The following is a 23,662-nucleotide window of genomic DNA, read 5'->3' on the forward strand; positions in this document are numbered from 1 at the left end:
AGGAACAGCCATGGCCCATCCGATCACCATCGTCATCCCCATCTACAACGGCGTCACGCATCTTGATTTCACTGGACCGCACCAGTTTCTCTCCCGTCTGCCGGAGGCAAAGGTCATTGTTGCTTCGATGGGTGGCAAGGATGTCGGTGCGGACGGCCTTGTCTTTTCCGGTCTCGCTGATCTTTCGACAATCGAACGGTGCGACGTGCTTTGCGTGCCGGGTGGCTCCGGTTGCACACGCGCCCTGCAGGATGAAGCGTTTGTCCTTGCAATTCGCCACCTTGGCCTCTCAGCACAATACATCACCTCGGTCTGTACCGGATCGCTGATCCTTGGCGCTGCCGGTCTTCTCAAGGGCAAACGGGTGGCCTGTCATTGGGCATGGCGGGACATGCTGCTGCCATTCGGTGCTATTCCCAACACTGATCGCGTGGTGCGCGACGGCAATATCCTGACTGGCGGCGGCGTCACCGCCGGTATCGATTTTGTGCTCACGCTGATTGCCGAATTGCAGGGGGATGAGGTTGCCCAGCGCATTCAACTCATGCTCGAGTATGCGCCTGCCCCGCCTTTCAACTCCGGCCGCCCCGAAACAGCATCGCAAAAGACTGTCGACGCAGTGCGCAGTTGGATGCAGCCATTTGTGCAACAGCGGCATGACGAGATCGCGCTGGCTGCTGCACGGCTTGCGGAATAATCCTGCTCCAATCAACCAGACCCGGCCAGCCATGTGGCCGGGTTTTATTTTCTTATAATCGCGCTTGCAACTCACATAAGTCTGTGCTTATGTATTGATATGTCTGAGGTCGATATATTCAAGGCACTTGCCGATCCCACCCGCCGCGCCGTGTTTGAACGGCTGGCCGATGGTGAGAAGAACGCGACGGAACTGCGCGAGGGATTTTCCCTGTCACAGCCCGCCATGTCGCAGCATCTTGCGGTGTTGCGCTCCGCCGGGCTTGTTGCCGAACAAAAGACCGGTCGCCATGTTCATTACCGGGTCAACCCGGATGGACTGGCGCAAATCCACCAATGGCTTAACCGCTACCGCGCCTTCTGGCCGCAGCGCGTCGATGAACTGAAGCAGCTTTTGAAGGAGATGGATCAATGACCAGCGACACGGCAGAAGCCGACACAGCCCTGCGTTACGAATATGATCTGGATGCCGCACCCTCAAAAGTCTGGCGCGCGCTGACCGTGCCGGAATTCGTTGCCCGCTGGCTGCTGCCCGACCCGCAGGCGCCACAGGAGCCATCGCGCATTTCGCTTGAAGTCATCGAGGCCGATACGGAGCGCTTCGTTCGCTATTCCATGCGCGAAGACGATGACGCGGTGCCTGATAGCATCGTCACCTTCCGGATCGATCCCAATGGCTCGGGCGGCACCACGTTCAGCATTGTGCATGAGCCTGTAGCCTTGGCAAAGCCGATCAGCCGCACCGCTGCCAACGGCAACGCGCCGCCGATGACCATGCGCCTCGCCGCTTAAACCACACAAAATCTCAATATCGAAGGAGTGTTCGCCATGCGCGACATGATGCAGCTCGTCCCTATGGTCGTGGAACAATCCAGCCGTGGTGAACGATCATTTGATATCTATTCGCGCCTGTTGCGCGAGCGAATTGTCTTTCTGAATGGTCAGGTGGAAGATGGAATGGCGACGCTGATCTGCGCGCAACTGCTGTTCCTTGAATCGGAAAACCCGAAAAAACCCATCTCCATGTATATCAACTCGCCCGGCGGCGTGATTACCAGTGGTCTTGCCATCTATGACACGATGCAGTTCATCACCTGCCCTGTTGCCACGCTGTGCATGGGCACGGCGCGCTCCATGGGATCATTCCTGCTGATGGCGGGTGAACCCGGCCATCGCGCCGCCCTGCCCAATGCCAGCCTGCATGTACACCAGCCACTTGGCGGTTTTCAGGGTCAGGCCTCGGATATTTTCATTCAGGCGCAGGAAATGGCCGTCGTTAAACGGCGCATGACAACGCTCTATGCCCATCATTGCGGGCGCACGGTGGAAGAGGTCGAGAAAACGCTCGACCGCGACCATTTCATGACCGCACAGGAAGGGCTCGACTGGGGGCTTGTGGATACGATCATCACCAAGCGCGACAGCGAACCCTTGCAGATTACGAAGGAGTGAGTGCCAGCCTCACCCCTTCCAGTGCGAACAGCGGATCACATCGCAGAAATTGCCGCGATGGAAATGCGGGTCCTTATCCGCAAGCACGTCAGCCTTGACGTTACCAAAAGTGGTGTCAGGCTTGTGCTTGATGCCGTCATAGAAGGCCTGAATGATATCTTCCTTGAAGTGGTCACTGCGTGGAAACGCCTTGACCACCGCCTCACGCTCCGCATCGCTATATTGCTTGTAGGTCAGCCCCAGCACATCCATCTCCACCCCGGCAGTCACCAGTGCCACAACAGGGTGCATATGTTTGGGGATTCCGGGCGTTGTATGCAGGGCAATCGCCGTCCACACCGTATCGATATCCGCCTGCGCGATGCCATGGCCGCGTAGAAAATCCAGTGCCGCATTGGCACCATCCACTTCGAAGCGCTCATCGGCGCTGCTGTGCTGATGGGTCAGGCCCATATCATGGAACATTGCGCCGGTGTAAAGCAGCTCAGGGTCGAACTTCAGCCCCTTCTGCTGTCCGGCAATCGCACCGAAATAATAAACGCGGCTTGAGTGGTTGAAGAGCAGTTCCGAAGCCGTGTCGCGCACCAGCTCGGTGACGCCTCGCGCAAGCTTCGTATCAGGAATGCAGATACCGCCAATGGATATGGACATTTTGATTTCTCCTTTGTCTTGGATACCGACCCTATCGCTCGCGCCATTTGGCAGCAATTGACTGAGTACGTCTAATTCTGCCAATATGCGATCCATAACGCCACGGAGCGAAAATGCGGACCATCAGTCTATTGGCCATGCCCGGCGTCCAGCTTCTCGATGTATCGGGACCCATGGACGTGTTTGCCGAAGCCAATGTGCAATTGGGGCGAAAGGAATATGAATTGCAGGTGATTGGCATTGAAGCCGGGCCAATCCGCAGTTCATCAGGTGTGCGGCTTTTGCCTGACCGGATCATAACGGATGAGGCAGATAGCATCGATACAATGCTGGTTGCCGGATGCCCGCATGCGCCTGATATCCGGCTAACCCCGGAGCAACATCAGTGGCTGCGCACCTCCTGCCTGCGGGCGCACCGCTTTGGTTCCGTTTGCAGTGGTGCTTTCATTCTTGCAGCGGCAGGACTGCTTGATGGCAGGCGCGTTACCACCCACTGGGCCGTCGCGGACACCCTGACTGCAACTTACCCCACCATTTACGTCGATGCGGATGCATTGCATGTGCGCGATGGTCCTGTGCGGACTGCTGCGGGCGTGACGGCCGGGCTCGACATGGCGCTTGCTCTGGTTGAGGAAGATCTTGGCCGCGACATTGCGCTCAAAGTGGCGGGTCAACTGGTGATGTTCTTCAAGCGCCCCGGCGGACAGATGCAATTCAGCCGTCATGGCGAGGCGGAACCGGGCGGGCGGTCCGCCCTGCAGGAGGTCCAGCGCTGGGTTGCCGCCAATCCCGGCGAAGACCATTCCGTCGCCAGTCTCGCCCGGCGCACCGGACTTAGCCCCCGCCATTTTGCCCGTATTTTTCAGCAGGAAGTCGGTATTACACCGGCTATATGGGTGGAGACAGCGCGGATCACCGCTGCGCGCAATCTTCTGGAAAATGGCCGCCGGCTACCAAAACAGGTCGCAGTCGAATGCGGCTTTGCCGATGCGGACACGCTGCGCCGCGCCTTTGTGCGCCATGTCGGCGTGACACCGGCGGAGTACAGACGGCGCTATTTGTGAGGGTGGACAGGGCGGCAATCTTGTCTTATACGGCTCGTCCACACCGATGGAGTATTTATGTCTAATCAGTCTGAGTCCCGCTAGAGCCCCGGCTTCTTTGAAGGTTGGGGCGTGAAAATAGGAGCACCGCGCCAAACGCTTTTGGCAGCGGATAGGTTCTTATGGGCTTTTGCCCGTTTTCCCAGGACTTGGATCAATGGACATTTCGCGCGACGAACAGCGCATACTTCACCTGCTCGCCCAGGGCGGCAAAATTTTACTCGAAAAAGATGAGCGCAAGGCCATCACGGACATCATCTGCCTCACCCGCGATGGTTCCCGCTATACGGCTTGCAATTTGCGGCTCTTCCGCAAGCTTAAGCAGAAGGGCGCCATCGCTTCATCCGGCGGCGGCCCCTACCGCGTAACCCGTCGCGGCCTGCAACTGGTAAGGTCGGAGCTGGATAATCGGTAATGGGTGACCGGCGGTGCTGAATGGTGCCGCCGGTTGCTTTACCAAGGTTCCGGCATTGATATTGAGGCCTGCACCCCCCTCTGTCCTGTCGGACATCTCCCCCACAAGGGGGGAGATCAGCTGTCACTACTGCCTTTGCACAATCTGCAACATTTCCAGTTGTGCAAAGGCGTTCATGTCAATGTGATCTCCCCCCTTGTGGGGGAGATGTCCGACAGGACAGAGGGGGGTGAGCGCTTGGCAGAGCCATTGTGCGTGGTTCGTGGTTCGTGGTTCGACAAGCTCACCATGAGGGAGAGTGGAGCACTGCAACGCTAATCACCAACTTTGCCGAACTTGGCTCCCTGCAGCCTATGCTCTCCCTCATGGTGAGCCTGTCGAACCACGCAGAATAGGCCTGCAATCATCGATGCAAGCTAACCACAAACCCTCAAAAATCCTCCGGCTCGGGTATCCGGCCAAAAGCAATTTTTGAGCCGATATAATTCCCCGGACCGGTGGTCAGCCCGAGATTGAGTGCCTTGGAACCGTGGCGCACGCGCACCTTGTCGAGCATATCTGACACGCGCTCCCACTGTCCGCGCTGTTCGGTGAGGGCGTGCGTATCAAACAGATCCTGACTTTCCTCCGTCTCGCTGGACAGATCATGCAGCACAACAGTCACGGTGCTGACGTTTCTCATTTCACCTGCCTTGACCATTTTGTCATGCAAACCATTGAGGCAATTGAGAAAACTGTGATCATCACGCGCCGGGCGAAACTGACCTTCCATGGTCACGCGGTTGTCCCGGTGGGCACCAACCGTATAGCTGAGCGCTCCTGCGCGGTAATGCGAACGGCGCAGACGTCGGGCCGCGCTGAGGCAGAGCAGCCGCGCGCATTGCAGCACCTTGTCGGGTGCCCGCCAGTCCGGCGGCAGGTTGCGGCCGTGGCCAAACATGCGTTTGACCGTCTCGGGCTTTTCCACCGCATAGCCATGCAGCGCCGTGACAAACCGCTCGCCCTCCACGCTGTTCCAGATTGCCCGGGCATGTTTGGGTGCGAGCGCCCAAAGGCCCGGCACGTCATTCACCCCGGCCTGTCCCAGCCGCTGCTCCATACCCTTGGAAATACCGGGCAGATCTTTGAGCCGCAGATCGAACAGCCGTCCCGGCAGATCCTCATGATCAAGCACGACGCAACCATCGGGCTTGTCCATTTCCGCCGCGATCTTGGCGAGGAGTTCATTCAGGGAAATGCCGATGGAACAGGTCAGCACCGCGCCCATTTCATCGTGTAGAGCCCGCTTGATGCGTGCGGCAAGCCCATGCGGGTCCTTGGCTTCCGATGCCAATAGCGTACACGCGACCTCATCAATGGAACGCACCGCAGCAATGGGCACGCACGTCTCAATGGTTGTCAGAATCTGGTTATGCAACTTCACATAGACGTCAGGCCGGGCTTCCAGAAAAACGATATCAGGACAGAGTTCTCGCGCTTCGCGTACGGACGTGCCTGTTTTGATGCCAAACGGCTTTGCCTCGCGGCTCGCGGCAATCACACTCGTATGGGGAGAATCCAGCGGCACTACCGCAATCGGACGGTTGCGCAGTGCCGGGTTCAGCTGCTGCTCGGCGCTGGCGAAGAAACTGTCAAAGTCGAGATACAGTTTTTCCAGATGGGTYGGTTTGCGCATGGATCACGGGTTCTATCATTGCCGATATGAGAACAAAAATAGAACATATGCGCGGAGAGTGCAAACTTATTCCGAAATTGCCGCGGTTTCTGCTGACAGCCGTCGTCAGGCTTTTGCCGCGTCCATGATACGAAACTGGGTGGTTGTCGACCCGTTCCAGTGGTTGAGCGCAAGATTACCCGCCACATGCATGGATTGGCCGAGATTGCCGAACAGGAAATCACCAAGCGGCGCACCCGTGGCACGAAAGGCAATGGCGTTGATGCGCTTGCCATCGGCGCCGGCTAGCGTTGCCTTGACGTGGTTGGTGCCAACAGTGCGGGCATCAACCAGCCTGTGGTGTGGCAGCACCAGCACGGGCTGCGGGTGCCCCGAACCGAAAGGCCCGGCCCTTTCCATTGTCTCATAGAGTGGCACTGTCGCACCCGAGGCGCTGAGCGCACCATCGATGGCCAAAGACTCGTTTTCGCGCAACTGGCCAACCATTTCAGCCGCGTGCTCTTCAAAAAATGCCCGCAGAGCGCCCATTTTGCCACGTTCAAGTGTGATACCCGCCGCCATCGCATGGCCGCCGCCCTTGACCAGAAGCCCGGCATCAACGGCACTGCGCACCAGTTTGCCGAGATCAAATCCGCTGATCGAGCGTCCGGAACCACTTCCCGTGCCGTTGACATTGAACGCAATGGCAAAAACCGGACGGCGGGTCCGCTCCTTCAAGCGCGCGGCAATCAGCCCGACAATTCCGGGGTGCCAGTCATCGCTTGCCGTCACCAGAACGGCGGGACCGCCGCCACTCGACATCTCAAACATGGCCTCGGCTTCCGCCTGCTCCAGCATGACGGTTTCCATGGCTTGCCGTTCCGTATTGAGCCGATCAAGCTCGGTGGCAATGCGCGCTGCTTCGTTGGGATCATCCAGTGTCAACAGGCGCGAGCCGAGCCCGGCATCGCCAATACGCCCACCGGCATTGATGCGCGGTCCGATCAGATAACCGAAATGGAAGGCGCTCAGCGGCTCGCCGATGCGTGATACCCGCGCCAGAGCAGCAAGCCCGGCATTTTGCTGCGCCCGCGCCACCAGCAGACCTTTGACCACAAAGGCGCGGTTCAGTTCTTTGAGCGGCACCACATCGMAAACGGTGGCCAGCGCCACCAGATCAAGCATCGACAACAGATCAGGCGCAAGTGTTCCCGTCGCGATGCGCTGTTCGCGCAGCGTCCGCAAAACCTGCACCAGCGTGAGGAAAACCACACCCGCCGCGCAAAGATAGCCCTGCCCTGACAAATCATCTTCGCGGTTGGGATTGACCACGGCGACGGCAGCGGCTGGCAAATCACCGCCGACCTGATGGTGATCAAGCACAACCACATCGGCGCCTGCCTCACGGGCCGCCTCAATGGCCAAAGCGCTGTTGGTGCCGCAATCCACGGTGACGATCAGCGAAGCGCCGTTTTGCGCCAGTTCGCGCATGGCCTGCGGATTTGGCCCGTAACCTTCGAAAATCCGATCCGGGATATAGATGTGGTTGGCAATGCCGTAATGGGTGAGAAATCGCGACAGAATGGCCGATGAACAGGCACCGTCCACATCGTAATCGCCGAAAATCGCCACCTTTTCGTGTTTGCCGATGGCCTGCGCAATGCGGAGAGCGGCCTTCTCCATATCGGTGAGCGAGGCTGGATCAGGCATTAGCCCCTTGATTGTCGGATCCATGAAGGCCGGCGCATCATCGACACCAACGCCGCGCCCGGCAAGAACACGGGTGACAAGATCGGGAAAACCATGGTTCTGCGCCATGGCAAGGGCAATGTTGGCCTCGCGCGGTCCCAGCCGGTCAATCCATTTGAGACCGGTTGCCGAGTTTTCAACGCCGAGGAAGAGCCGTTCTGGTGCCATGCAACGCTTCAATCATCCGGCGCACCTGAATGCAATGCTTCGAATGATGTATCCGGTGAACAAACCGGCAATTACTGGGCGGGCGCTGGCGTAACGGCCCCATTTGCAGGCGCGACCGCACCATCTGCCGGTGGTGGTGGCGGTGCACCGATGTCATGCATTGTTGTGGCAAGCGAGGTGGCAAAGTCGGAAAGGGTGCGTTCCGCCGCTTCCTTGCTGCCCTTGGCATAGTTGGCGGCGGGCTGGATCAGCAGATAGCGGCTATGCATGCCGACAACACAGACGAGAAAGGCGTGCTTTTCCTGTGCCGCGTCGGCGCTGACACAGGGCATTGCCAGCCCTGCACTGTATGGCAGTGTACTCTGCACGGCTATTTCGCCAGGTTGCGTTGAATGATACTGGGTCGCCTTCTCAAACAGATCGCGAACAACTGGATCATCCGCCCCGTCCTTGATGGGATAGGCGGCTGCCTTGTTGTTGGCCTTGACGCCCGCCATTATCACCGTTGCCTTGGCATCCACGGCTTCGTATTCCGCCGTTACACCGAAATCCTGCGGATTGACGCTGTGCTTGACCAGGGTGAATGGCCCGACAGTCTGCGGAAAGCGATCGGCGATCGAATTGGATCGATACCCTTGAATAAGATCAAGGTAGGGGTCCTGCGCAAACGCAGTGTTACCCGGCCCTGCAACTACCAGCGCCGAAACAATGCAAGCGGTTATTTTCGTTCGGATATTCATGGCTTTAACACTCATATGAACTCCCGATATGAAAATAGCTCAAAAAGCATGGCCCCAATAGGGCAATTCCTACTGAGCCACGAATGCAGTTAACAAAATGCCCTGCCACTCGGGTGAGCAGCAGGGCAAAAAGTGTTTCAATTGCCAGATCTTACTGGAATTTGCTCATATCCTGATGCTTTGCCTTGATCTCGCGCACGGTCTGCGAATGCGAGCGCATGACGATGGTATGGGTCTGGATATAGTCACGGGCGAACTTGACGCCTGACAGCATATTGCCGTCGGTAACGCCAGTTGCGGCGAAAAGAACGTCACCCTTGGCCATTTCTTCCATGGTGTAGATCTTCTTGGGATCACTGATGCCCATCTTGGCCGCACGAGCGATCTTGTCGTCGCTGTTGAGCTGCAACCGGCCCTGCATTTGCCCCCCGATGCAACGCAGCGCTGCGGCAGCCAGAACACCCTCAGGCGCGCCGCCAATACCGATATAAATGTCGATGCCCGTTTCATCCGGGTCTGTCGTATGGATCACACCGGCCACGTCGCCATCACCGATGAGGCGGATCGAAGCGCCGGTTGCACGCACTTCCTCGATCAGACGCGCATGGCGCGGGCGATCCATGATGCAGGCGGTAATCTCGTTGATTGGAACGCCTTTAGCTTTTGCAACGGCAGCAATATTCTCGGCAGCGGATGCATCAAGCTGGATGATACCGGCGGGATAGCCCGGTCCAACGGCAATCTTTTCCATGTAAACATCAGGCGCGTAAAGCAGATTGCCTTTTTCGGCGATCGCGATCACGGCGAGCGAATTGGGCAGGTTCTTGGCGCAGATGGTCGTGCCTTCGAGCGGATCAAGCGCAATATCGACTTCCGGGCCGGTGCGTGTACCGACTTCTTCACCGATATAGAGCATCGGCGCTTCATCGCGCTCACCCTCGCCGATCACCACGGTACCGCTGATTGGCAGACGATTGAGTTCCTGACGCATGGCATCCACAGCGGCCTGATCGGCAGCCATTTCGTCGCCGCGTCCGCGCAGACGCGCTGCCGCCACGGCGGCACGTTCGGTCACGCGGACAAGCTCAAGGGTCAAAATACGGTCGAGGCCCATTGAAGTCTGGTCGGAAGTTTTCGGCATAAATCTATCCTGCGTTCGTGTGGAGATACCCAGTTGCGGATCAACAGGGCTCTTCCTAGCATTGCTGTGCAAACCTTTTGTCAAAGTCATGCCGCAGCGGCAAGACCCCGCCAGCAGGAAAGTGCCCTCACCGAAAAAGCTAATCGATTAAACGGGCTAGCAGCCGTTCACGAAGCAATACAGTGCTTTTACAAAGGGTCATGTGGTTGGCTTTTGTGTGAGGGGGTGTGGTTCGTGGTTCGTGGTTCGACAAGCTCACCATGAGGGGCTTGGGTGGATGCAACGATAATCGCCAACGTTGCAGACTACCGACATTGCAGAACCTGACTCCCTGCAACCCACCCCTCTCCCTCATGGTGAGCTTGTCGAACCACGAACCACGCATCACGCACTGTGGTGATGCAAAGCAAATCTCCTTACAAAGAAACCACTGTCGTCCATTCCGAAAGCTGCATTGTTCCGGCACGCATGGGCGCTTCGATTTCGATCAGCAATGGAGCATGGGCAGCATGGATATTGAGCGTTGGAAACCACAATCGGTTTTTGTCGACGACAATCAGCAATCCATTCGTATCGCCGACCGGAGAAAATGTATCGGTCTGGGGCGGAAACGGCGGCACACCGAACCCGGCCCTCAACAGATCAACGGATGTTTTGACGTTCTCAACAGCAAAACCAATCTCGGCAATGGAAAATGGCTGCGGGCCAACAAAGGGCAGACCGCTATATTCATCATGGGCAATATATTCCAGAATAATCCCTTCGGGGCCGATGAAGTAAAGTGAACGCGAATGCCAGCCCTGCGGACCGGTAACAACATCGCTGTCACCGACGGAAATCAGTCCAATGCGCCTACCCAACCAGTCTCTGATCCGCTCGAACTTTGTCGGTGCAATGCCGAACGCCAGATGATGCACACCGCTGAATGCTGTGCCCTGCTCCATCACAAGGCGGCTGTAACCCACAGTTACAACGGCATGGCTGATATGCTCTTCAACCGGCAACTGGAGTATATCCCGATAGAAGGAAACAGCCGCGCTTAAATCCTGCACAGTGATGCGCGCAGAGAAAATCTTCATTTCACATATCCCTGAAAATCATTCGATTTGCCCAACGTAATTCCTCAAGCAAGGTTGAGGTCAATAGCCGTAAACATCTGTTTTAGATATATTTTGGTGCATAATAACAAAACGCCACCCCTTGGAATACAAAGGATGGCGTCTGAACCGGGTAAATAATCTGGCCTGTTAGCCAGCGCGCTCGATGCGGATCATTTGCGGCTTGTCGGTGGCATGTCCATCCTTGACGATGCCTTCCAGCGCCTTTTTGACGGCGGCCTCGGTCGTCTCATGCGTGACGAGAATGACAGTCTTGGTCGCATCTGGATGGCTTTCCGGCGTCTGACGTTGGACGATCGATTCCAGTGAAATGTCATTATCGGCCATACGCTTGGCAATGGCGGCAAAAACACCGGCGCGGTCATGCACCGTCAGGCGAATGAAATAGCCGCCCTCATGCGAGCGCATCTTGGCGCGTTTATAGGGTGCGAGGGCTTTTGCCGGTGTGCCAAATACCGGTCCATGCTGGAAACCTGGACGGCTTTTGGCGATATCGGCAAGATCACCAATGACCGCCGATGCCGTCGCCGCGCCGCCTGCGCCCGGTCCTGACAATAGCAATTCGCCAAGCAGATCGGTTTCAATGGCCACCGCATTGGTCACGCCATGCACCTGCGCAATCACCGATTCGACCGGAACCATGGTTGGATGCACACGCTGCTCGATACCGCTATCGGTTTTGAGGGCAACGCCAAGCAGCTTGATGCGATAGCCGAGTTCATCGGCGGCTTTGATATCGGCCAGCGAAATATTGCTGATGCCTTCAAGGTAAATATCATCGGCGGCAATCTGCGTGCCAAAGGCGAGACTGGTCAGGATCGCCAGCTTGTGCGCCGTGTCGTTACCTTCAATATCGAAAGTCGGATCGGCTTCCGCATAGCCAAGACGCTGCGCGTCGGCGAGACAATCCTCAAACGAAATGCCCTCATCCCACATCCGCGTCAGGATGTAGTTGCACGTACCATTCATGATGCCATAGACGCGCGACACGGTGTTGCCGGTGAGCGATTCACGCAAGGCCTTGATAACCGGGATACCGCCAGCAACCGCCGCTTCGAAGTTGAGCAGAACGCCCTTTTCCTCGGCAATCTTGGCAAGAGACACGCCGTGCTTGGCCAGAAGCGCCTTATTGGCGGTGACCACATGACGGCCGGACTTGAGCGCAGCTTCAACCGCAGCGCGGGCTGGCCCTTCATCGCCGCCGATCAGTTCAATAAAGACGTCGATATTATCAGACTTCGCCAAGGCAACGGGATCATCGAACCAGGTGGCAGATGAGAAATCCACGCCGCGATCCCGCTTGGCGTCACGGGCCGAAACAGCGGTGACGATGATTTGCTTGCCGCACTGACGGGTGAGCATATCGCCCTTGTCCCGCAAAATTTTCAGGACCGCAGCACCAACAGTGCCCAGTCCGGCGATTCCCACGCGCAGCGCATCACTCATCGTTCATTTCCCTGAAATATCTAGCCTGAAACGGCGCCCGAAGGCGCCGCGAGTTCCGGTTTCGGCTTACCGCTTAGCGGCGCGCGTTCAACGGAATGACGTTGTGCAGCTTTTCATCCGCCGTTGCAAGAAACCGCTTGAGGTTACGGGCTGCCTGACGAATGCGATGCTCGTTCTCGACCAGCGCAATACGGATATAGTCATCACCATGTTCGCCGAAGCCAATACCGGGCGCAACGGCCACATCCGCATGTTCGATCAGAAGCTTGGAGAATTCCAGCGAGCCGAGGCTGCGGAATTTTTCCGGGATCGGTGCCCAGGCGAACATGGTTGCCGCCGGTGATGGAATATCCCATCCGGCGCGGCCAAAACTGTCGACCAGAACATCACGGCGATGCTTGTAGATCGAACGGACCTCCGCAATGTCGGAACCATCACCGTTCAATGCAGCAGCGGCAGCAACCTGAATGGGCGTGAATGCACCATAGTCGAGATAGGATTTAACCCGGGTGAGCGCCGAAATCAGGCGTTCATTGCCAACGGCAAAGCCCATGCGCCAGCCGGGCATGGAGAACGTCTTTGACATGGAGGTGAATTCCACGGCCACATCAATAGCGCCCGGCACCTGCAAAACAGATGGAGGCGGCGCATCATCGAAGTAAATCTCCGAATAGGCCAGATCCGACAGAATGATGATTTCATTCTTGCGGGCAAAGGCAACCACATCCTTATAGAAATCCAGCGATGCCACATGGGCTGTTGGATTGGATGGGTAATTGAGGATCAGTGCCAGCGGCTTGGGGATCGAATGACGAATGCCACGCTCCAGCGCCGGAATGAACTGGTCATCGGGCATGGCCGGGATCGAACGGATCACGCCGCCGGACATGATGAAACCGAAAGCGTGGATCGGATAGGTCGGATCGGGGCAAAGCACCACATCACCGGGCGCGGTGATCGCCTGCGCCATATTGGCAAAGCCTTCTTTCGAGCCAAGCGTTGCCACAACCTGCGTGTCCGGATTGAGCTTGACGCCGAAACGGCGCTCGTAATAGGCGGCCTGAGCACGCCGGAGACCCGGAATACCCTTGGATGAAGAATAACGATGGGTGCGCGGGTCCTGAACAGCCTCGCACAGCTTGTCGACAATACCCTGCGGCGTCGGCAAATCGGGATTGCCCATACCCAGATCGATAATGTCCGCACCCGCCGCTCGCGCGCTCGCCTTCAGGCGATTGACCTGTTCAAATACGTAAGGTGGCAGGCGGCGAACTTTATGAAATTCTTCCATAGGTTTGGGTCCGGTAAAATGGGTTTAATGTGCGGGTGCGCTATACACCCAAACTGCAAAGCGGTCGAGCAATGATTGACCTTTTGTGTCTTGCACTTAAGTCAATTGCTGCGATGCCATCCAGCTTGGGATTTCTTAGGAAGACACTGTGAATGCGGTGTCTTCGTGACTATGCAAGGCAGCGTGTTATTGCGTGCCTTCGATGGCCTTCAGATCATCCTGCTGTTGCTGGACCAGCTTCTTCATTTCCGCCTGTCGCCGCGCAACGGCGGCGGGATCGGCGGTGGCATTGCCCTGCCCGCTTTTGGCAGCAACAAGCTTCTTATGCACTGCGTCCTTCTCTTGCGGCGTAAACTGCGCGGTCTCGCCCTTCGGATCGGGTGTGAACACCGGATAGGTGCCGGTATTGACCGGACCGGTCAGCGGCGAGTTGGACATTGGCTCCGGCGGCATGTTCGCACAGGCGCTCAGACCAGCAATCAGAACGGCGCCAACCGAGAAGCGGATAATGGTTTTGACCGAGATATTCATTGTTTGTCCTGACTGCCGGAATCGATATTCATCATGGTGATAAGAATTGCAGGTTAGAGGGATAGCATTAGAGCCCCGTACATTCAAATAGGTTCAATTCTGTTTCTCCAAGGGAAATACAATCTGCGGGCAAGGTGACAACACCATCATCTTTCCTGCAGAATGGCTTCAATTGAATGTCCGTTGCTCTGACTTGTGGTATCATGTCTATTATGCTGATCGGGAGGATCGGCGGGAGGAAGTGAATATATGGATAATCACGGCGACAAGACCGGAAAAACGCCGAACCTCGATCATTATGTCATCAAGGACCCTGAAGCCTTCGCGCGTAATGTCGCCCATATGATTGAGCAGGCCGGCAAGGCCGCTTCCGCCTGGGTCGAGCCGCGTGAAAAAGGTCTGAAGCGCGACACGATTGCCGATCCCGTCACCGATGTGGTGAAAACCCTCTCACGCGTTTCCGAGTACTGGTTATCGGAGCCGGGCCGTGCGCTTGAAGCCCAAACCAAGCTTTTCGCCAGCTACATGACCATCTGGTCCAACTCCATCCGCCGCATGAGTGGTGAAGAGGTTGAAGATATCGTCAAGCCCGACAAAGGCGACAAGCGCTTTTCCGATGAGGACTGGGGCAAGAATGCCTTCTTTGACTTCCTCAAACAGGCTTATCTCGTCACCGCAAACTGGGCTGGCGAGTTGGTCACCCATGCGGAAGGCCTTGACGACCACACGCGCCACAAGGCCGCGTTCTATGTCAAGCAACTGACCTCAGCCATATCGCCAAGCAATTTCCTTTTGACCAATCCCGAGCTTTACAAGGAAACGGTCGCCAGCAATGGCGAAAATCTGGTCAAAGGCATGAAGATGCTGGCGGAGGATATTGTCGCCGGTGGTGGTGATTTACGCCTGCGTCAGTCAGACCTGACGAAATTCACCCTTGGCGAGAACGTCGCGACCACGCCCGGCAAGGTCATTGCCCGCAGCGACGTCGCCGAAATCATTCAGTATGAAGCATCCACAAAGGACGTGTTGAAGCGTCCGCTGCTGATCTGCCCGCCATGGATCAACAAATTCTACATTCTTGATCTCAATGCCGAAAAATCCTTCATCAAATGGGCCATCGATCAGGGTCACACCGTTTTTGTGATTTCATGGGTCAATCCCGATCATCGTCACGCGCTGAAGGACTGGACCGCCTATATCAATGAAGGCCTCCGCTTTGGCCTCGATACAGTCGAGAAAGCCACAGGCGAAAAGGAGGTCAATGCGATTGGCTATTGCGTTGGTGGCACCCTGCTCAGCGCCGCCCTTGCCCTTTTCGCGGCAGAAGGCGAAAACCGGATCAAAAGCGCCACACTTTTCACCACCCAGGTCGATTTTACTTACGCTGGTGATCTCAAGGTCTTTGTCGACGAGGATCAGATTCGCGCGCTGGAAGCCGCGATGTCCGCCGAGGGCTATCTCGATGGCACACGTATGGCGACAGCCTTCAATATGTTGCGCTCAGGCGATCTGATCTGGCCCTATGTCGTCAACAACTACATGCGCGGCCGCGATCCGGTGCCGTTTGATCTTCTCTATTGGAATGCCGACGCGACACGGATGAGCGCCGCCAACCACTCCTATTATCTGCGCAATTGCTATCTCGATAATAATCTGGTGCGCGGGATGATGAAACTGGCAGGCGAGAACCTGTCATTGGGCAACGTCAAAATCCCCATCTACAATCTCGCAGCCAAGGAAGACCATATTGCCCCGGCTTTGTCAGTCTTCACTGGCTGCAAATATTTTGGCGGCGATGTCACCTATGTGCTTGCTGGCTCGGGTCATATCGCTGGCGTCGTCAACCCGCCTGCCAAGAACAAATACCAGTACTGGACCGGCGATTCACCCGTTGGGGCATTTGACGAATGGCTCACCAAGACCACAGAACATCCCGGCTCCTGGTGGAATCATTGGCACAAATGGATCGAATCGCAGGACGAAAACCGCGTCCCAGCCCGCATACCCGGTGAAAATGGTTCGGAAATCCTCGCCGAGGCCCCCGGAACCTATGTCCGCATCCGCGTCTGAAAACCCGCTATTTTGCTGGCTTTTAAGTTTATCGAAGCGTTGAGAACCGTGGCAGGAAAGTGGCTAATCACTTTTCTGCCTCATTCTCACTATAGCCAAACGCTTGTAGAGACGTTTAAAAACCGTTAACTTTACCAACTCTCTGCCGGTGTTTTTTGCACTTCAACGAAACTTCGCGAGCGTCCTGCTCATAAGAAAAGCGGATTGGACTGAACCTTTGCAAGCGCCGGAAAAGACGAGACGGGGGAATCGTTGAACAAACTGTCAGCCTCAGTAGCGGCCTTCCGGGCAAGCACCGTCATATGCGTTGTCACGCTTTTTGCGATGGCAACGGTGTCGTGCACGTCTACGGGCTCGTCGCCGACAGCAGGTTCAGTCCTCAGTGTCGCCCCAACAACGACCACGACATCCACGGCTACCGCCAATGCAATGCCTGTGACTGGCTCGGAAAGTGTCTCTCCGGAAGCATTGGCACTTGCTGGCGGTTCAGAAACCAATGCGCTGAAGGCTGTCAATGAGGCCGCCGCGCAGCCGGGGCAGGATAAGCTTGCCGCCGCCAACGCCACGCCGTTGCAGGCAGGGAAAGAGGCGGCTGCCACGGCTACACCGGGCAAGATACCCGGCAAAACCGCGCTTTTCGGATCAAGCACACCGACACCACAACCGGAAGCCCAGCAGCAGATTGCAGCGCTGGCACCAGCAGCGGCAAAGCCACCGGTAAAAACTTCCTTGTTTGGCAGTTCCACCAAAGCTGCGGAACCGGCAGCGGCAGAGCAACCGCAGCAGGTTGAAACGCCTGAGGCCAGCAGCAAGGGCGCAAAAGCGGCTCAAGCCGCGGAAGCACAGGCAGCCGCAGCCCAAACAAGGCCGGGCGCAGGCAAGGACAACGGGCGGCTGGTGCGGCTCTTTTCCAATAACAATGCTGCCCCGCCGTCAAAACGTCTCGTAGCCGTCATTCAACCCAAGGCACAGGCTCAGCTCAAGGCACTCAGCAGCGATAGTCAGGTGCAAATGGCCGGACTACCCTCTCCTTCTGATTACAAGCCGACCGAGCATCTTGCCTCGCTACCCGGCGTGCGCCCCAATGGCGGCATTGTCATCATGCAGCGCGACAGCCTTTATCAGGATGATGATGAGGGGTCCGCAGCGCCGGTGATTCTCGCTTCAGCGGCCGGACTCGCCCGTCTTGCTCCCAATGGCCTCAGGGTTCAGCGCGAAAGCGTCGACGTAGCCTGCCTGAAACCGCAACTGGTTGGCATACTGAAAACAATCGAACGCCGTTATGGCAAATCGGTTATCGTCACCTCCGGCTATCGCAGCCCGCCCTACAACCGGCTGGTGAACGGTGCAAAGGCCTCTTTGCACATGTCCTGTGCCGCCGCCGACATTCAGGTTCCCGGTGTTTCCAAATGGGAATTGGCAAATTTTGCCCGGTCAATGCCGGGGCGTGGCGGCGTTGGCACCTACTGCTATACCGAATCAGTACATGTCGACATCGGCCCGACTCGCGACTGGAACTGGCGTTGCGGTCGTCGTCGCAGCTAGTATAAATCGATAGTAGCGGCAATCCTTCTGCCCGGCACGCAGTATATTTGCCCACAGGCACCGCAACAATTTTCACTTTTCCCAAAAAAGAATGAAATATGGGGTTGCAGTCGAAAAACTGTTTCACTATAAGCCGCTTACCTGCAGGCGCCCATCGTCTAGCGGTTAGGACGGCGCCCTTTCACGGCGCAAACAGGGGTTCGATTCCCCTTGGGCGTACCAGGTTTTCTCCCCGGAAAATCAATGATTTATAACAGCTGGCTAACAAGCCTGCGGGTCGTATGGTCATATGAAACGGCCAGCCCTTGAAGGAGCCGGCCGTTCTGTCCTTGGTCAGTATTATCAGTTTGCAGGCGCCGGTTTTGCTGGATCCGGTGCGGGAGTTGCCGGAGCTGCATTGGGTTTTGCAGGTTCCGACGTGGTCGCAGGTGGCGTCGTACCACCCCCTGATTGCTTGTTGTCACAAGCTGCCAACGTGAACGCAGCGATCGCTAGAATCGGTACAAGAAACTTATAGTTCATCGTGTCTCCTCCTATGCGTTTCACCCGCCTTAGGCAGGCAAGACACAGGATGTGACACTCAAAGCGATGAGAACAGCCCGCGGCGTTCAAGCTTTGTCACTGACTGTTAAAGAAAGTTATGAGGTTGTATTCCTGACCTGACCTATCATGAATCACTGCTGAGATTCCGATCTTTAGCAGTAGGGTTCGGTTTAACCTCCAAACGAACCCGAATTCTCCCACCCCAGAGCAAATTTGCCTGCCCCTTAAAAGGCAGGCTTTTTTTCGCCTTTTGTTTTTACACAGTGCGGATGCAATGCCTGCGAATGAGCATAACTGAGCCACAATCCCGGCACGTTTTTTCTGTCTCTTCGGCTCATGCAGGAAAACATAATCATGAGCAAACAAACGAAAACAACGCTGACATTCTTTCTGGCTGGCCTTGCTGCTATCGCCGCAGTGCTGACCGCGGATATGTCCCTCGCAGATGTGATCCGCACAGTCCAAAATCTGTCCTGACGGCTGAAAGCCTGTCCTGACGGCTCAAAGCCTGTCCTGACGGCCCTAACGCCTGTCCTGATTACAGATTGTTCCGGGCCGCCGGTTCGGATAGATCTCGGACATGATTTTCTCCACGCCCCTCGCCACCGGCAAACTGGTCCAGCGCTATAAACGATTCCTCGCCGATATCATTCTGGACGACGGCATTCCGATTACCAGTTCCGTTCCCAATACAGGTTCCATGCTCGGGCTCACTGATCCGGGCATTCGTGTCTGGTTATCCCAGTCCGACGATACGAAACGCAAATATGCGCACACGCTGCAAATCGTCGAAGCACAGGGCACATTGGTTGGCATCAACACCGGCCTGCCCAACCGCATTGCCGAGGAAGCTATTGTGGCAGGTCTATTGCCAAGTCTCGCCGGATATCGCGAACTCAGGCGAGAGCAGAAATACGGCTTGAACTCGCGCATTGACATTCTGCTGGCCGATCCGGAACGGCCCACTGCCTACGTGGAAGTGAAGAATGTCCACTTCTCCCGAACGGCGGGGCTGGCAGAATTTCCCGATTCTCCGACCGCCCGTGGCGCAAAACATCTGGACGAGCTAGGCAACATGGTTGAGAATGGTCACCGTGGTGTCATGCTCTATGTGATCCAGCGCGATGATTGCGACCGCTTGAGAATCTGCGGCGATCTTGATCCGGTTTATGCAAGGGCATTCGAGCGGGCAATGGGTCGTGGGGTTGAAGCTTACGCAATAAAATGCCACATCACACCTTCGGGTATCGCAGCAACAGGCGCGATACCCATTATTGATTGACGCCAAGCGGAAAGCACCATGGTTACCTATCTTGATGCGCAGACTGCGCCCCTGAAGAACACCGGACAGATCAGGCTGCACGGCCCTGACGGTTTTGCGGCCATGCGCAAAGCTTGCCAACTGACCGCACGCTGCCTCGATGAGCTTGCGAGCATTGTTGCACCCGGCGTCACCACCAATACCATCGATCGCTTCGTCTTCGAATTTGGTGCCGATCATGGCGCCCTGCCCGCAACGCTGAACTATCGCGGCTACACAAAATCGTCCTGCACCTCGATCAATCATGTGGTCTGCCATGGCATTCCCGATGACAAGCCAATGCGTGAAGGCGATATCGTCAATATTGACGTCACCTATATTCTCGACGGCTGGCACGGCGACTCCAGCCGCATGTATCCGGTTGGCGAAATCAAGCGCGCTGCGGAACGGCTAATGGAAGTAACGCATGAAAGCCTGATGCGCGGCATTGCAGCCGTCCGTCCCGGCGCGCGCACCGGCGCTATCGGCGCAGCGATCCAGAATTATGCGGAAGCGGAGCGCTGCTCGGTTGTACGTGATTTCTGCGGCCACGGCGTTGGCCAGCTGTTTCATGATGCACCGAACATCCTGCACTACGGCACACCCAATGAGGGCGTCGAATTGCGGGAGGGCATGATTTTCACCATCGAGCCGATGATCAATCTTGGCCGTCCGCACGTCAAAGTGCTCGCCGATGGCTGGACCGCAGTTACGCGTGACCGCTCGCTGACGGCACAGTACGAACATACAGTCGGCGTTACCAAAGATGGCTGCGAAGTCTTCACGGTATCACCGGCAGGCCTGTTCGCCCCGGGACTGAAACTCGAATAGAATGCAGAGGCCCATGAGCGAAGACGAGCCACAAAAGACTTTCTTCCTCAATGAGCCTTCCCCAAACACCCTTCAGAAACAACCTGGTGTTGAAAAAAGCGCTGGCACGTCGAATCTTGCCAGCAAACCGGATGAGCCAGTCGAGCCTCATTACACCGGTCACCGCGAGCGCATGAAGGAGCGTTTTCTGAAAGTGGGCCATCAGGGCTTGGCTGACTATGAAATGCTGGAAGTGCTGCTTTACCGCTCGATACGGCAAGGTGACACCAAGCCGCTCGCCAAGGCGTTTTTGGCGCGCTTCGGCAGTCTTGCGGAGGTATTGGGTGCACCAGAGCATCTGCTGCTGGAGGTGAAGGGCTGTGGGCCCGTTGTGGCCTTTGATCTTAAACTCATCGCCGCCTTCACGCACCGCATCATACGCAGCGATATGAATCAGCGCACTGTGCTCGGCTCATGGGGCAAACTGATCGACTATTGCACTGCCGCCATGGCGCACGAACAGCGGGAGCAGTTGCGTATTCTATTTCTCGACAAAAGAAACACCCTGATTGCCGACGAGGTGCAACAGGTTGGAACAATCGACCATACGCCCGTTTACCCGCGTGAAGTCATCGCCCGGGCACTGCAATTGTCAGCCAGCGCCATTATCCTTGTCCACAATCATCCCTCCGGCGATCCGACACCATCGAAAGCCGATATCGAAATGACCAAGACCATCGCCAATATCGGCTCGCAAATGGGCATCGTGGTCCATGATCACCTCATTATCGGCAGGAACGGCCATGCCAGCCTCAAGGGCATGAAACTTTTTTAGCCCTGTCAAAATTGCATTCGAACCGCAATCGCGATCAAATGCCCTCTCCCGGCGGCGTGTAGTTGAATGCCGTGCATATGTGGAGAGTTTCATGAATTCGGTTGAGAAAGCGATCTGGTACGTTGAAGGGCATTTTGCCGAGGACATAACGCTCGACGATATTGCCGGCGTTGCAGGTCTTTCGCGGTTCTATATGTCGCGTGCATTCGGCATTTTTGCCGGGCGCTCGGTCAGCAGCCATATACGTGGCCGCAGATTAACGGAAGCAGCGAAATCCCTGTGCGAAGGCGCCCCGGATATTCTCAGTGTCGCGCTCGATGCCGGTTATAGCTCCCACGAGGCATTCACGCGGGCGTTCCGCGATCAGTTCGGGCTTACCCCCGAACAGGTTCGCGCACAGCGCCATGTCAGAAACATCCCATTGGTGGAGCCGATGAAAATGGATCAGCAATTTATTATCAATCTCGAAGAACCGCGCATCGAAAATGGCAGGCCGATGCTCATCGCAGGCATAGGTGAACGCTATAGCTGCGAAACAAGTTCAGCCATCCCGGCACAATGGCAACGCTTCGGCCCCTATTTCGGCCATATCAACGGCCAGATCGGTGATGTCGCCTATGGTGTCTGCTGCAACGGCGATGATGCCAGTAATTTCGACTATATTGCTGGTGCTGAAGTGAAAGATTTCTCGGATATTCCGGCGGAGTTCGCGCGGGTTCGCATACCCGCCCAGACCTATCTGGTATTCTCGCACCGGGATCATATCTCAACCATACGAAGCACAATCATGACGATCTGGGGCAAATGGATACCCGAATCCGGTCATGTGCTGGCTGATGCGCCCAATTTTGAGCGCTATGGACCGGAGTTTGATGCGCGAACTGGCAATGGCGGGATGGAAATCTGGATTCCCATCAATAGCTGAACATATCCTGACACAGTGCTGTCAGCAGCAAATCCGCTATGATGAACACATGAGAGCGGAGAAACCAGCATGTTACAGGCCTGTCTCAACGGAGGACGGACGCGGGAATTTCACCCTGCTGTTCCGTTTACAGCATCGGAAATAGCCGGGGATGCGGCGCTTGTCGTGGCAGCCGGGGCGCGTGAACTACACATCCATCCACGCGGCCCGGACGGATTGGAAACACTCGATCCGGATCATGTCGCCGAGGCGTTGCAGGCTGTTCGTGCCGCCGTGCCTCATATTCCTATCGGTCTTTCTACCCATTGGCGCATAGCACCGGGCGGAATTGCCCGACAGGAACCCATCAACCGCTGGAAGACACTCCCTGACTATGTCTCGATTAATCTGATCGAAGACGATGCAGAGGATTTGATCGCCCTTGTTCTTGGAAAAGGTATCGGCGTCGAAGCCGGCCTCTGGTCTATCGACGATGCAGAACGATTTGTCAGGCTGAGCAACGCCGGAAAATGCCTGCGTGTCCTGATTGAGATCAACGAACAGGATGTTGAGGAAGGCTTGCGCGTTGCAGACGGCATACAGGCGGTCCTGAACGCGGCGGGCAGCAAACTTCCCATCCTCATGCATGGCGATGAAGTCAGCGTCTGGCCGCTCTACAGGGCGGCTGTGGAGAGAGGTTTTGACGGCCGCATCGGTCTGGAAGACGGCAATCTCCTGCCTTCAGGGCAAATGGCAAAGGATAATGCCGATCTGCTGCGCGCTGCTTTCAGCATGCTTGCTCGCTAGATATTTTTATATCTCATCGAGAAACTCATCCAGAAACCGACGTAGCCGCTCTTGCCGCGCCTGCGCTATCTGCGCGCCTTTTGCAGTATTGAATCCAGCAGTCAGTTTGAAAAGCTTCGTCTCGAAGTGATCAATGGCGAAGTTCCTATCGTCAAACTCGCGGTTGATTGCGGTCGGATCAGCGGGATCATAGAGCCCACTTCCCATTCTACCGGCAATGTAGAAACACCGTGCCGCACCAACCATACCAATGGCATCCAACCGGTCGGCATCCTGAAGGATTTGGGCTTCCAATGTACGTGGTGGAATGTTTGCAGAAAAACTATGCGCCTCAATAGCATGTGCCGCTGCTGCGATCTTGTGAGTTTGCCAGCCGATATCTGTAAGAAGGTCAGATGCCTTTTTTGCAGCCAGTTGCGAGGCTTGCGCCCGGAGCGGCGAGTTCTTTTCCACCGCTACGCAATCGTGCAGGATTGTCGACGCAACTAGTATCTCCTTGTCGCCGCCCTCCGCCGCATGGATTGCCGATGCGTTTTTCCAGACCCGCAAGAGATGCGACACGTCGTGGGAGCCATCCGTTGAACCCTCGGTCGCATAAGGCAGCAATTTTTCGGCAAGCGCCCCGAACGGCGTAAAAGCAGCAAAGGACATTGCACGGCATCTCTTTGGAATCAGTCGGAGTGCCAGCATACC

Annotated in this window: 24 protein-coding genes and 1 tRNA gene; 15 read left to right on the plus strand and 10 right to left on the minus strand. The window is 56.4% G+C overall.

Annotated features, from left to right (window positions below; all coding sequences use genetic code 11):
- Positions 1-10: 10 nt before the first annotated feature.
- From AB4Y96_RS08410 to AB4Y96_RS08425, 4 genes are all read left to right on the plus strand, one after another.
- Positions 11-697 (plus strand): DJ-1/PfpI family protein, encoded by a 687-nt coding sequence (locus AB4Y96_RS08410; RefSeq protein ID WP_441916624.1) that lies wholly within the window; start codon positions 11-13, stop codon positions 695-697.
- A 99-nt stretch (positions 698-796) separates the two neighbouring features.
- Positions 797-1,111, plus strand: a complete 315-nt coding sequence (locus tag AB4Y96_RS08415) for an ArsR/SmtB family transcription factor (RefSeq protein WP_091877135.1) — start codon at positions 797-799, stop codon at positions 1,109-1,111.
- Complete coding sequence (locus tag AB4Y96_RS08420; RefSeq protein WP_441916626.1) at positions 1,108-1,488, plus strand: SRPBCC family protein; 381 nt, start codon at positions 1,108-1,110, stop codon at positions 1,486-1,488. The genes AB4Y96_RS08415 and AB4Y96_RS08420 overlap by 4 nt, the downstream gene beginning before the upstream one ends.
- A 36-nt stretch (positions 1,489-1,524) precedes the next feature.
- A complete protein-coding gene (locus tag AB4Y96_RS08425; RefSeq protein WP_441916628.1) occupies positions 1,525-2,148 on the plus strand; it encodes an ATP-dependent Clp protease proteolytic subunit in 624 nt (207 codons plus the stop codon).
- A 9-nt stretch (positions 2,149-2,157) separates the two neighbouring features.
- On the opposite strand, the gene AB4Y96_RS08430 is transcribed toward AB4Y96_RS08425, so the two are convergent.
- The gene (locus tag AB4Y96_RS08430; protein WP_441916630.1) at positions 2,158-2,799 is read right to left on the minus strand and encodes an HD domain-containing protein; all 642 of its coding nucleotides are present in this window, start codon (positions 2,797-2,799) and stop codon (positions 2,158-2,160) included.
- Between the two features lie 113 nt (positions 2,800-2,912).
- Here AB4Y96_RS08430 and AB4Y96_RS08435 point away from each other — a divergent pair, with 113 nt between their 5' ends.
- Complete coding sequence (locus AB4Y96_RS08435) at positions 2,913-3,863, plus strand: GlxA family transcriptional regulator (RefSeq protein ID WP_441916631.1); 951 nt, start codon at positions 2,913-2,915, stop codon at positions 3,861-3,863.
- A gap of 196 nt (positions 3,864-4,059) precedes the next feature.
- On the plus strand, positions 4,060-4,317 hold the full coding sequence (locus AB4Y96_RS08440; RefSeq protein WP_112524884.1) for a YjhX family toxin: 258 nt from the start codon (positions 4,060-4,062) through the stop codon (positions 4,315-4,317).
- 430 nt (positions 4,318-4,747) lie between these two features.
- On the opposite strand, the gene AB4Y96_RS08445 is transcribed toward AB4Y96_RS08440, so the two are convergent.
- From AB4Y96_RS08445 to AB4Y96_RS08480, 8 genes are all read right to left on the minus strand, one after another.
- Complete coding sequence (locus AB4Y96_RS08445) at positions 4,748-5,992, minus strand: Y-family DNA polymerase (protein WP_441916633.1); 1,245 nt, start codon at positions 5,990-5,992, stop codon at positions 4,748-4,750.
- Between the two features lie 105 nt (positions 5,993-6,097).
- On the minus strand, positions 6,098-7,888 hold the full coding sequence (gene recJ / locus AB4Y96_RS08450; RefSeq protein WP_441916634.1) for a single-stranded-DNA-specific exonuclease RecJ: 1,791 nt from the start codon (positions 7,886-7,888) through the stop codon (positions 6,098-6,100).
- Positions 7,889-7,959: 71 nt separating this feature from the next.
- Complete coding sequence (locus tag AB4Y96_RS08455; protein ID WP_441916636.1) at positions 7,960-8,643, minus strand: hypothetical protein; 684 nt, start codon at positions 8,641-8,643, stop codon at positions 7,960-7,962.
- Between the two features lie 136 nt (positions 8,644-8,779).
- The gene (glpX, locus tag AB4Y96_RS08460) at positions 8,780-9,769 is read right to left on the minus strand and encodes a class II fructose-bisphosphatase (RefSeq protein ID WP_441916638.1); all 990 of its coding nucleotides are present in this window, start codon (positions 9,767-9,769) and stop codon (positions 8,780-8,782) included.
- 416 nt (positions 9,770-10,185) lie between these two features.
- A complete protein-coding gene (locus AB4Y96_RS08465; protein ID WP_441916640.1) occupies positions 10,186-10,848 on the minus strand; it encodes a VOC family protein in 663 nt (220 codons plus the stop codon).
- Positions 10,849-11,016: 168 nt separating this feature from the next.
- Positions 11,017-12,333, minus strand: a complete 1,317-nt coding sequence (locus tag AB4Y96_RS08470; protein ID WP_441916642.1) for a homoserine dehydrogenase — start codon at positions 12,331-12,333, stop codon at positions 11,017-11,019.
- 73 nt (positions 12,334-12,406) lie between these two features.
- On the minus strand, positions 12,407-13,624 hold the full coding sequence (locus AB4Y96_RS08475; RefSeq protein WP_091877160.1) for an LL-diaminopimelate aminotransferase: 1,218 nt from the start codon (positions 13,622-13,624) through the stop codon (positions 12,407-12,409).
- Between the two features lie 186 nt (positions 13,625-13,810).
- Positions 13,811-14,155: a hypothetical protein gene (locus AB4Y96_RS08480; RefSeq protein WP_091877162.1), complete on the minus strand. Its 345-nt coding sequence runs from the start codon at positions 14,153-14,155 to the stop codon at positions 13,811-13,813.
- A gap of 249 nt (positions 14,156-14,404) precedes the next feature.
- Between AB4Y96_RS08480 and phaC the strand changes: the two genes are divergently transcribed.
- The 9 genes from phaC to AB4Y96_RS08525 all read left to right on the plus strand — a co-directional run bounded on the left by phaC (position 14,405) and on the right by AB4Y96_RS08525 (position 22,969).
- On the plus strand, positions 14,405-16,225 hold the full coding sequence (gene phaC / locus AB4Y96_RS08485; protein WP_091877164.1) for a class I poly(R)-hydroxyalkanoic acid synthase: 1,821 nt from the start codon (positions 14,405-14,407) through the stop codon (positions 16,223-16,225).
- Between the two features lie 252 nt (positions 16,226-16,477).
- Positions 16,478-17,770, plus strand: coding sequence for a YcbK family protein (locus AB4Y96_RS08490; protein WP_441916645.1), 1,293 nt, complete (start codon positions 16,478-16,480; stop codon positions 17,768-17,770).
- A 147-nt stretch (positions 17,771-17,917) separates the two neighbouring features.
- Positions 17,918-17,992 (plus strand) — tRNA-Glu (locus AB4Y96_RS08495).
- A gap of 675 nt (positions 17,993-18,667) precedes the next feature.
- Positions 18,668-18,790 carry a hypothetical protein gene (locus tag AB4Y96_RS08500; protein ID WP_280139023.1) on the plus strand — a complete coding sequence of 41 codons (123 nt, stop codon included), beginning with the start codon at positions 18,668-18,670 and terminating at the stop codon, positions 18,788-18,790.
- 103 nt (positions 18,791-18,893) lie between these two features.
- Complete coding sequence (gene sfsA / locus AB4Y96_RS08505; RefSeq protein WP_441916647.1) at positions 18,894-19,595, plus strand: DNA/RNA nuclease SfsA; 702 nt, start codon at positions 18,894-18,896, stop codon at positions 19,593-19,595.
- An 18-nt stretch (positions 19,596-19,613) separates the two neighbouring features.
- Complete coding sequence (map, locus tag AB4Y96_RS08510; RefSeq protein ID WP_091877168.1) at positions 19,614-20,444, plus strand: type I methionyl aminopeptidase; 831 nt, start codon at positions 19,614-19,616, stop codon at positions 20,442-20,444.
- Between the two features lie 13 nt (positions 20,445-20,457).
- The gene (radC, locus tag AB4Y96_RS08515; protein WP_441916649.1) at positions 20,458-21,258 is read left to right on the plus strand and encodes a RadC family protein; all 801 of its coding nucleotides are present in this window, start codon (positions 20,458-20,460) and stop codon (positions 21,256-21,258) included.
- A 91-nt stretch (positions 21,259-21,349) separates the two neighbouring features.
- Complete coding sequence (locus AB4Y96_RS08520) at positions 21,350-22,183, plus strand: AraC family transcriptional regulator (protein WP_441916651.1); 834 nt, start codon at positions 21,350-21,352, stop codon at positions 22,181-22,183.
- A 69-nt stretch (positions 22,184-22,252) separates the two neighbouring features.
- A complete protein-coding gene (locus AB4Y96_RS08525) occupies positions 22,253-22,969 on the plus strand; it encodes a 3-keto-5-aminohexanoate cleavage protein (RefSeq protein ID WP_441916653.1) in 717 nt (238 codons plus the stop codon).
- Between the two features lie 6 nt (positions 22,970-22,975).
- Here the strand turns inward: AB4Y96_RS08525 and AB4Y96_RS08530 are convergent, their stop codons facing one another.
- Positions 22,976-23,620 (minus strand): HD domain-containing protein, encoded by a 645-nt coding sequence (locus AB4Y96_RS08530; protein WP_441916655.1) that lies wholly within the window; start codon positions 23,618-23,620, stop codon positions 22,976-22,978.
- Positions 23,621-23,662 lie beyond the last annotated feature (42 nt).

Origin of the sequence: Phyllobacterium sp. TAF24, assembly GCF_052113785.1 — a bacterium.
Lineage (GTDB): Bacteria > Pseudomonadota > Alphaproteobacteria > Rhizobiales > Rhizobiaceae > Phyllobacterium.

Excerpts from the sequence above, each read along its gene's own strand:
- AB4Y96_RS08410 (WP_441916624.1), top strand. The coding sequence starts at position 11 with ATGGCCCATCCGATCACCATCGTCATCCCCATCTACAACGGCGTCACG.
- AB4Y96_RS08415 (WP_091877135.1), top strand. The coding sequence starts at position 797 with ATGTCTGAGGTCGATATATTCAAGGCACTTGCCGATCCCACCCGCCGC.
- AB4Y96_RS08420 (WP_441916626.1), top strand. The coding sequence starts at position 1,108 with ATGACCAGCGACACGGCAGAAGCCGACACAGCCCTGCGTTACGAATAT.
- AB4Y96_RS08425 (WP_441916628.1), top strand. The coding sequence starts at position 1,525 with ATGCGCGACATGATGCAGCTCGTCCCTATGGTCGTGGAACAATCCAGC.
- AB4Y96_RS08430 (WP_441916630.1), bottom strand. The coding sequence starts at position 2,799 with ATGTCCATATCCATTGGCGGTATCTGCATTCCTGATACGAAGCTTGCG.
- AB4Y96_RS08435 (WP_441916631.1), top strand. The coding sequence starts at position 2,913 with ATGCGGACCATCAGTCTATTGGCCATGCCCGGCGTCCAGCTTCTCGAT.
- AB4Y96_RS08440 (WP_112524884.1), top strand. The coding sequence starts at position 4,060 with ATGGACATTTCGCGCGACGAACAGCGCATACTTCACCTGCTCGCCCAG.
- AB4Y96_RS08455 (WP_441916636.1), bottom strand. The coding sequence starts at position 8,643 with ATGAGTGTTAAAGCCATGAATATCCGAACGAAAATAACCGCTTGCATT.
- glpX (WP_441916638.1), bottom strand. The coding sequence starts at position 9,769 with ATGCCGAAAACTTCCGACCAGACTTCAATGGGCCTCGACCGTATTTTG.
- AB4Y96_RS08465 (WP_441916640.1), bottom strand. The coding sequence starts at position 10,848 with ATGAAGATTTTCTCTGCGCGCATCACTGTGCAGGATTTAAGCGCGGCT.
- AB4Y96_RS08470 (WP_441916642.1), bottom strand. The coding sequence starts at position 12,333 with ATGAGTGATGCGCTGCGCGTGGGAATCGCCGGACTGGGCACTGTTGGT.
- AB4Y96_RS08475 (WP_091877160.1), bottom strand. The coding sequence starts at position 13,624 with ATGGAAGAATTTCATAAAGTTCGCCGCCTGCCACCTTACGTATTTGAA.
- AB4Y96_RS08480 (WP_091877162.1), bottom strand. The coding sequence starts at position 14,155 with ATGAATATCTCGGTCAAAACCATTATCCGCTTCTCGGTTGGCGCCGTT.
- phaC (WP_091877164.1), top strand. The coding sequence starts at position 14,405 with ATGGATAATCACGGCGACAAGACCGGAAAAACGCCGAACCTCGATCAT.
- AB4Y96_RS08500 (WP_280139023.1), top strand. The coding sequence starts at position 18,668 with ATGAGCAAACAAACGAAAACAACGCTGACATTCTTTCTGGCTGGCCTT.
- sfsA (WP_441916647.1), top strand. The coding sequence starts at position 18,894 with ATGATTTTCTCCACGCCCCTCGCCACCGGCAAACTGGTCCAGCGCTAT.
- map (WP_091877168.1), top strand. The coding sequence starts at position 19,614 with ATGGTTACCTATCTTGATGCGCAGACTGCGCCCCTGAAGAACACCGGA.
- radC (WP_441916649.1), top strand. The coding sequence starts at position 20,458 with ATGAGCGAAGACGAGCCACAAAAGACTTTCTTCCTCAATGAGCCTTCC.
- AB4Y96_RS08520 (WP_441916651.1), top strand. The coding sequence starts at position 21,350 with ATGAATTCGGTTGAGAAAGCGATCTGGTACGTTGAAGGGCATTTTGCC.
- AB4Y96_RS08525 (WP_441916653.1), top strand. The coding sequence starts at position 22,253 with ATGTTACAGGCCTGTCTCAACGGAGGACGGACGCGGGAATTTCACCCT.
- AB4Y96_RS08530 (WP_441916655.1), bottom strand. The coding sequence starts at position 23,620 with ATGTCCTTTGCTGCTTTTACGCCGTTCGGGGCGCTTGCCGAAAAATTG.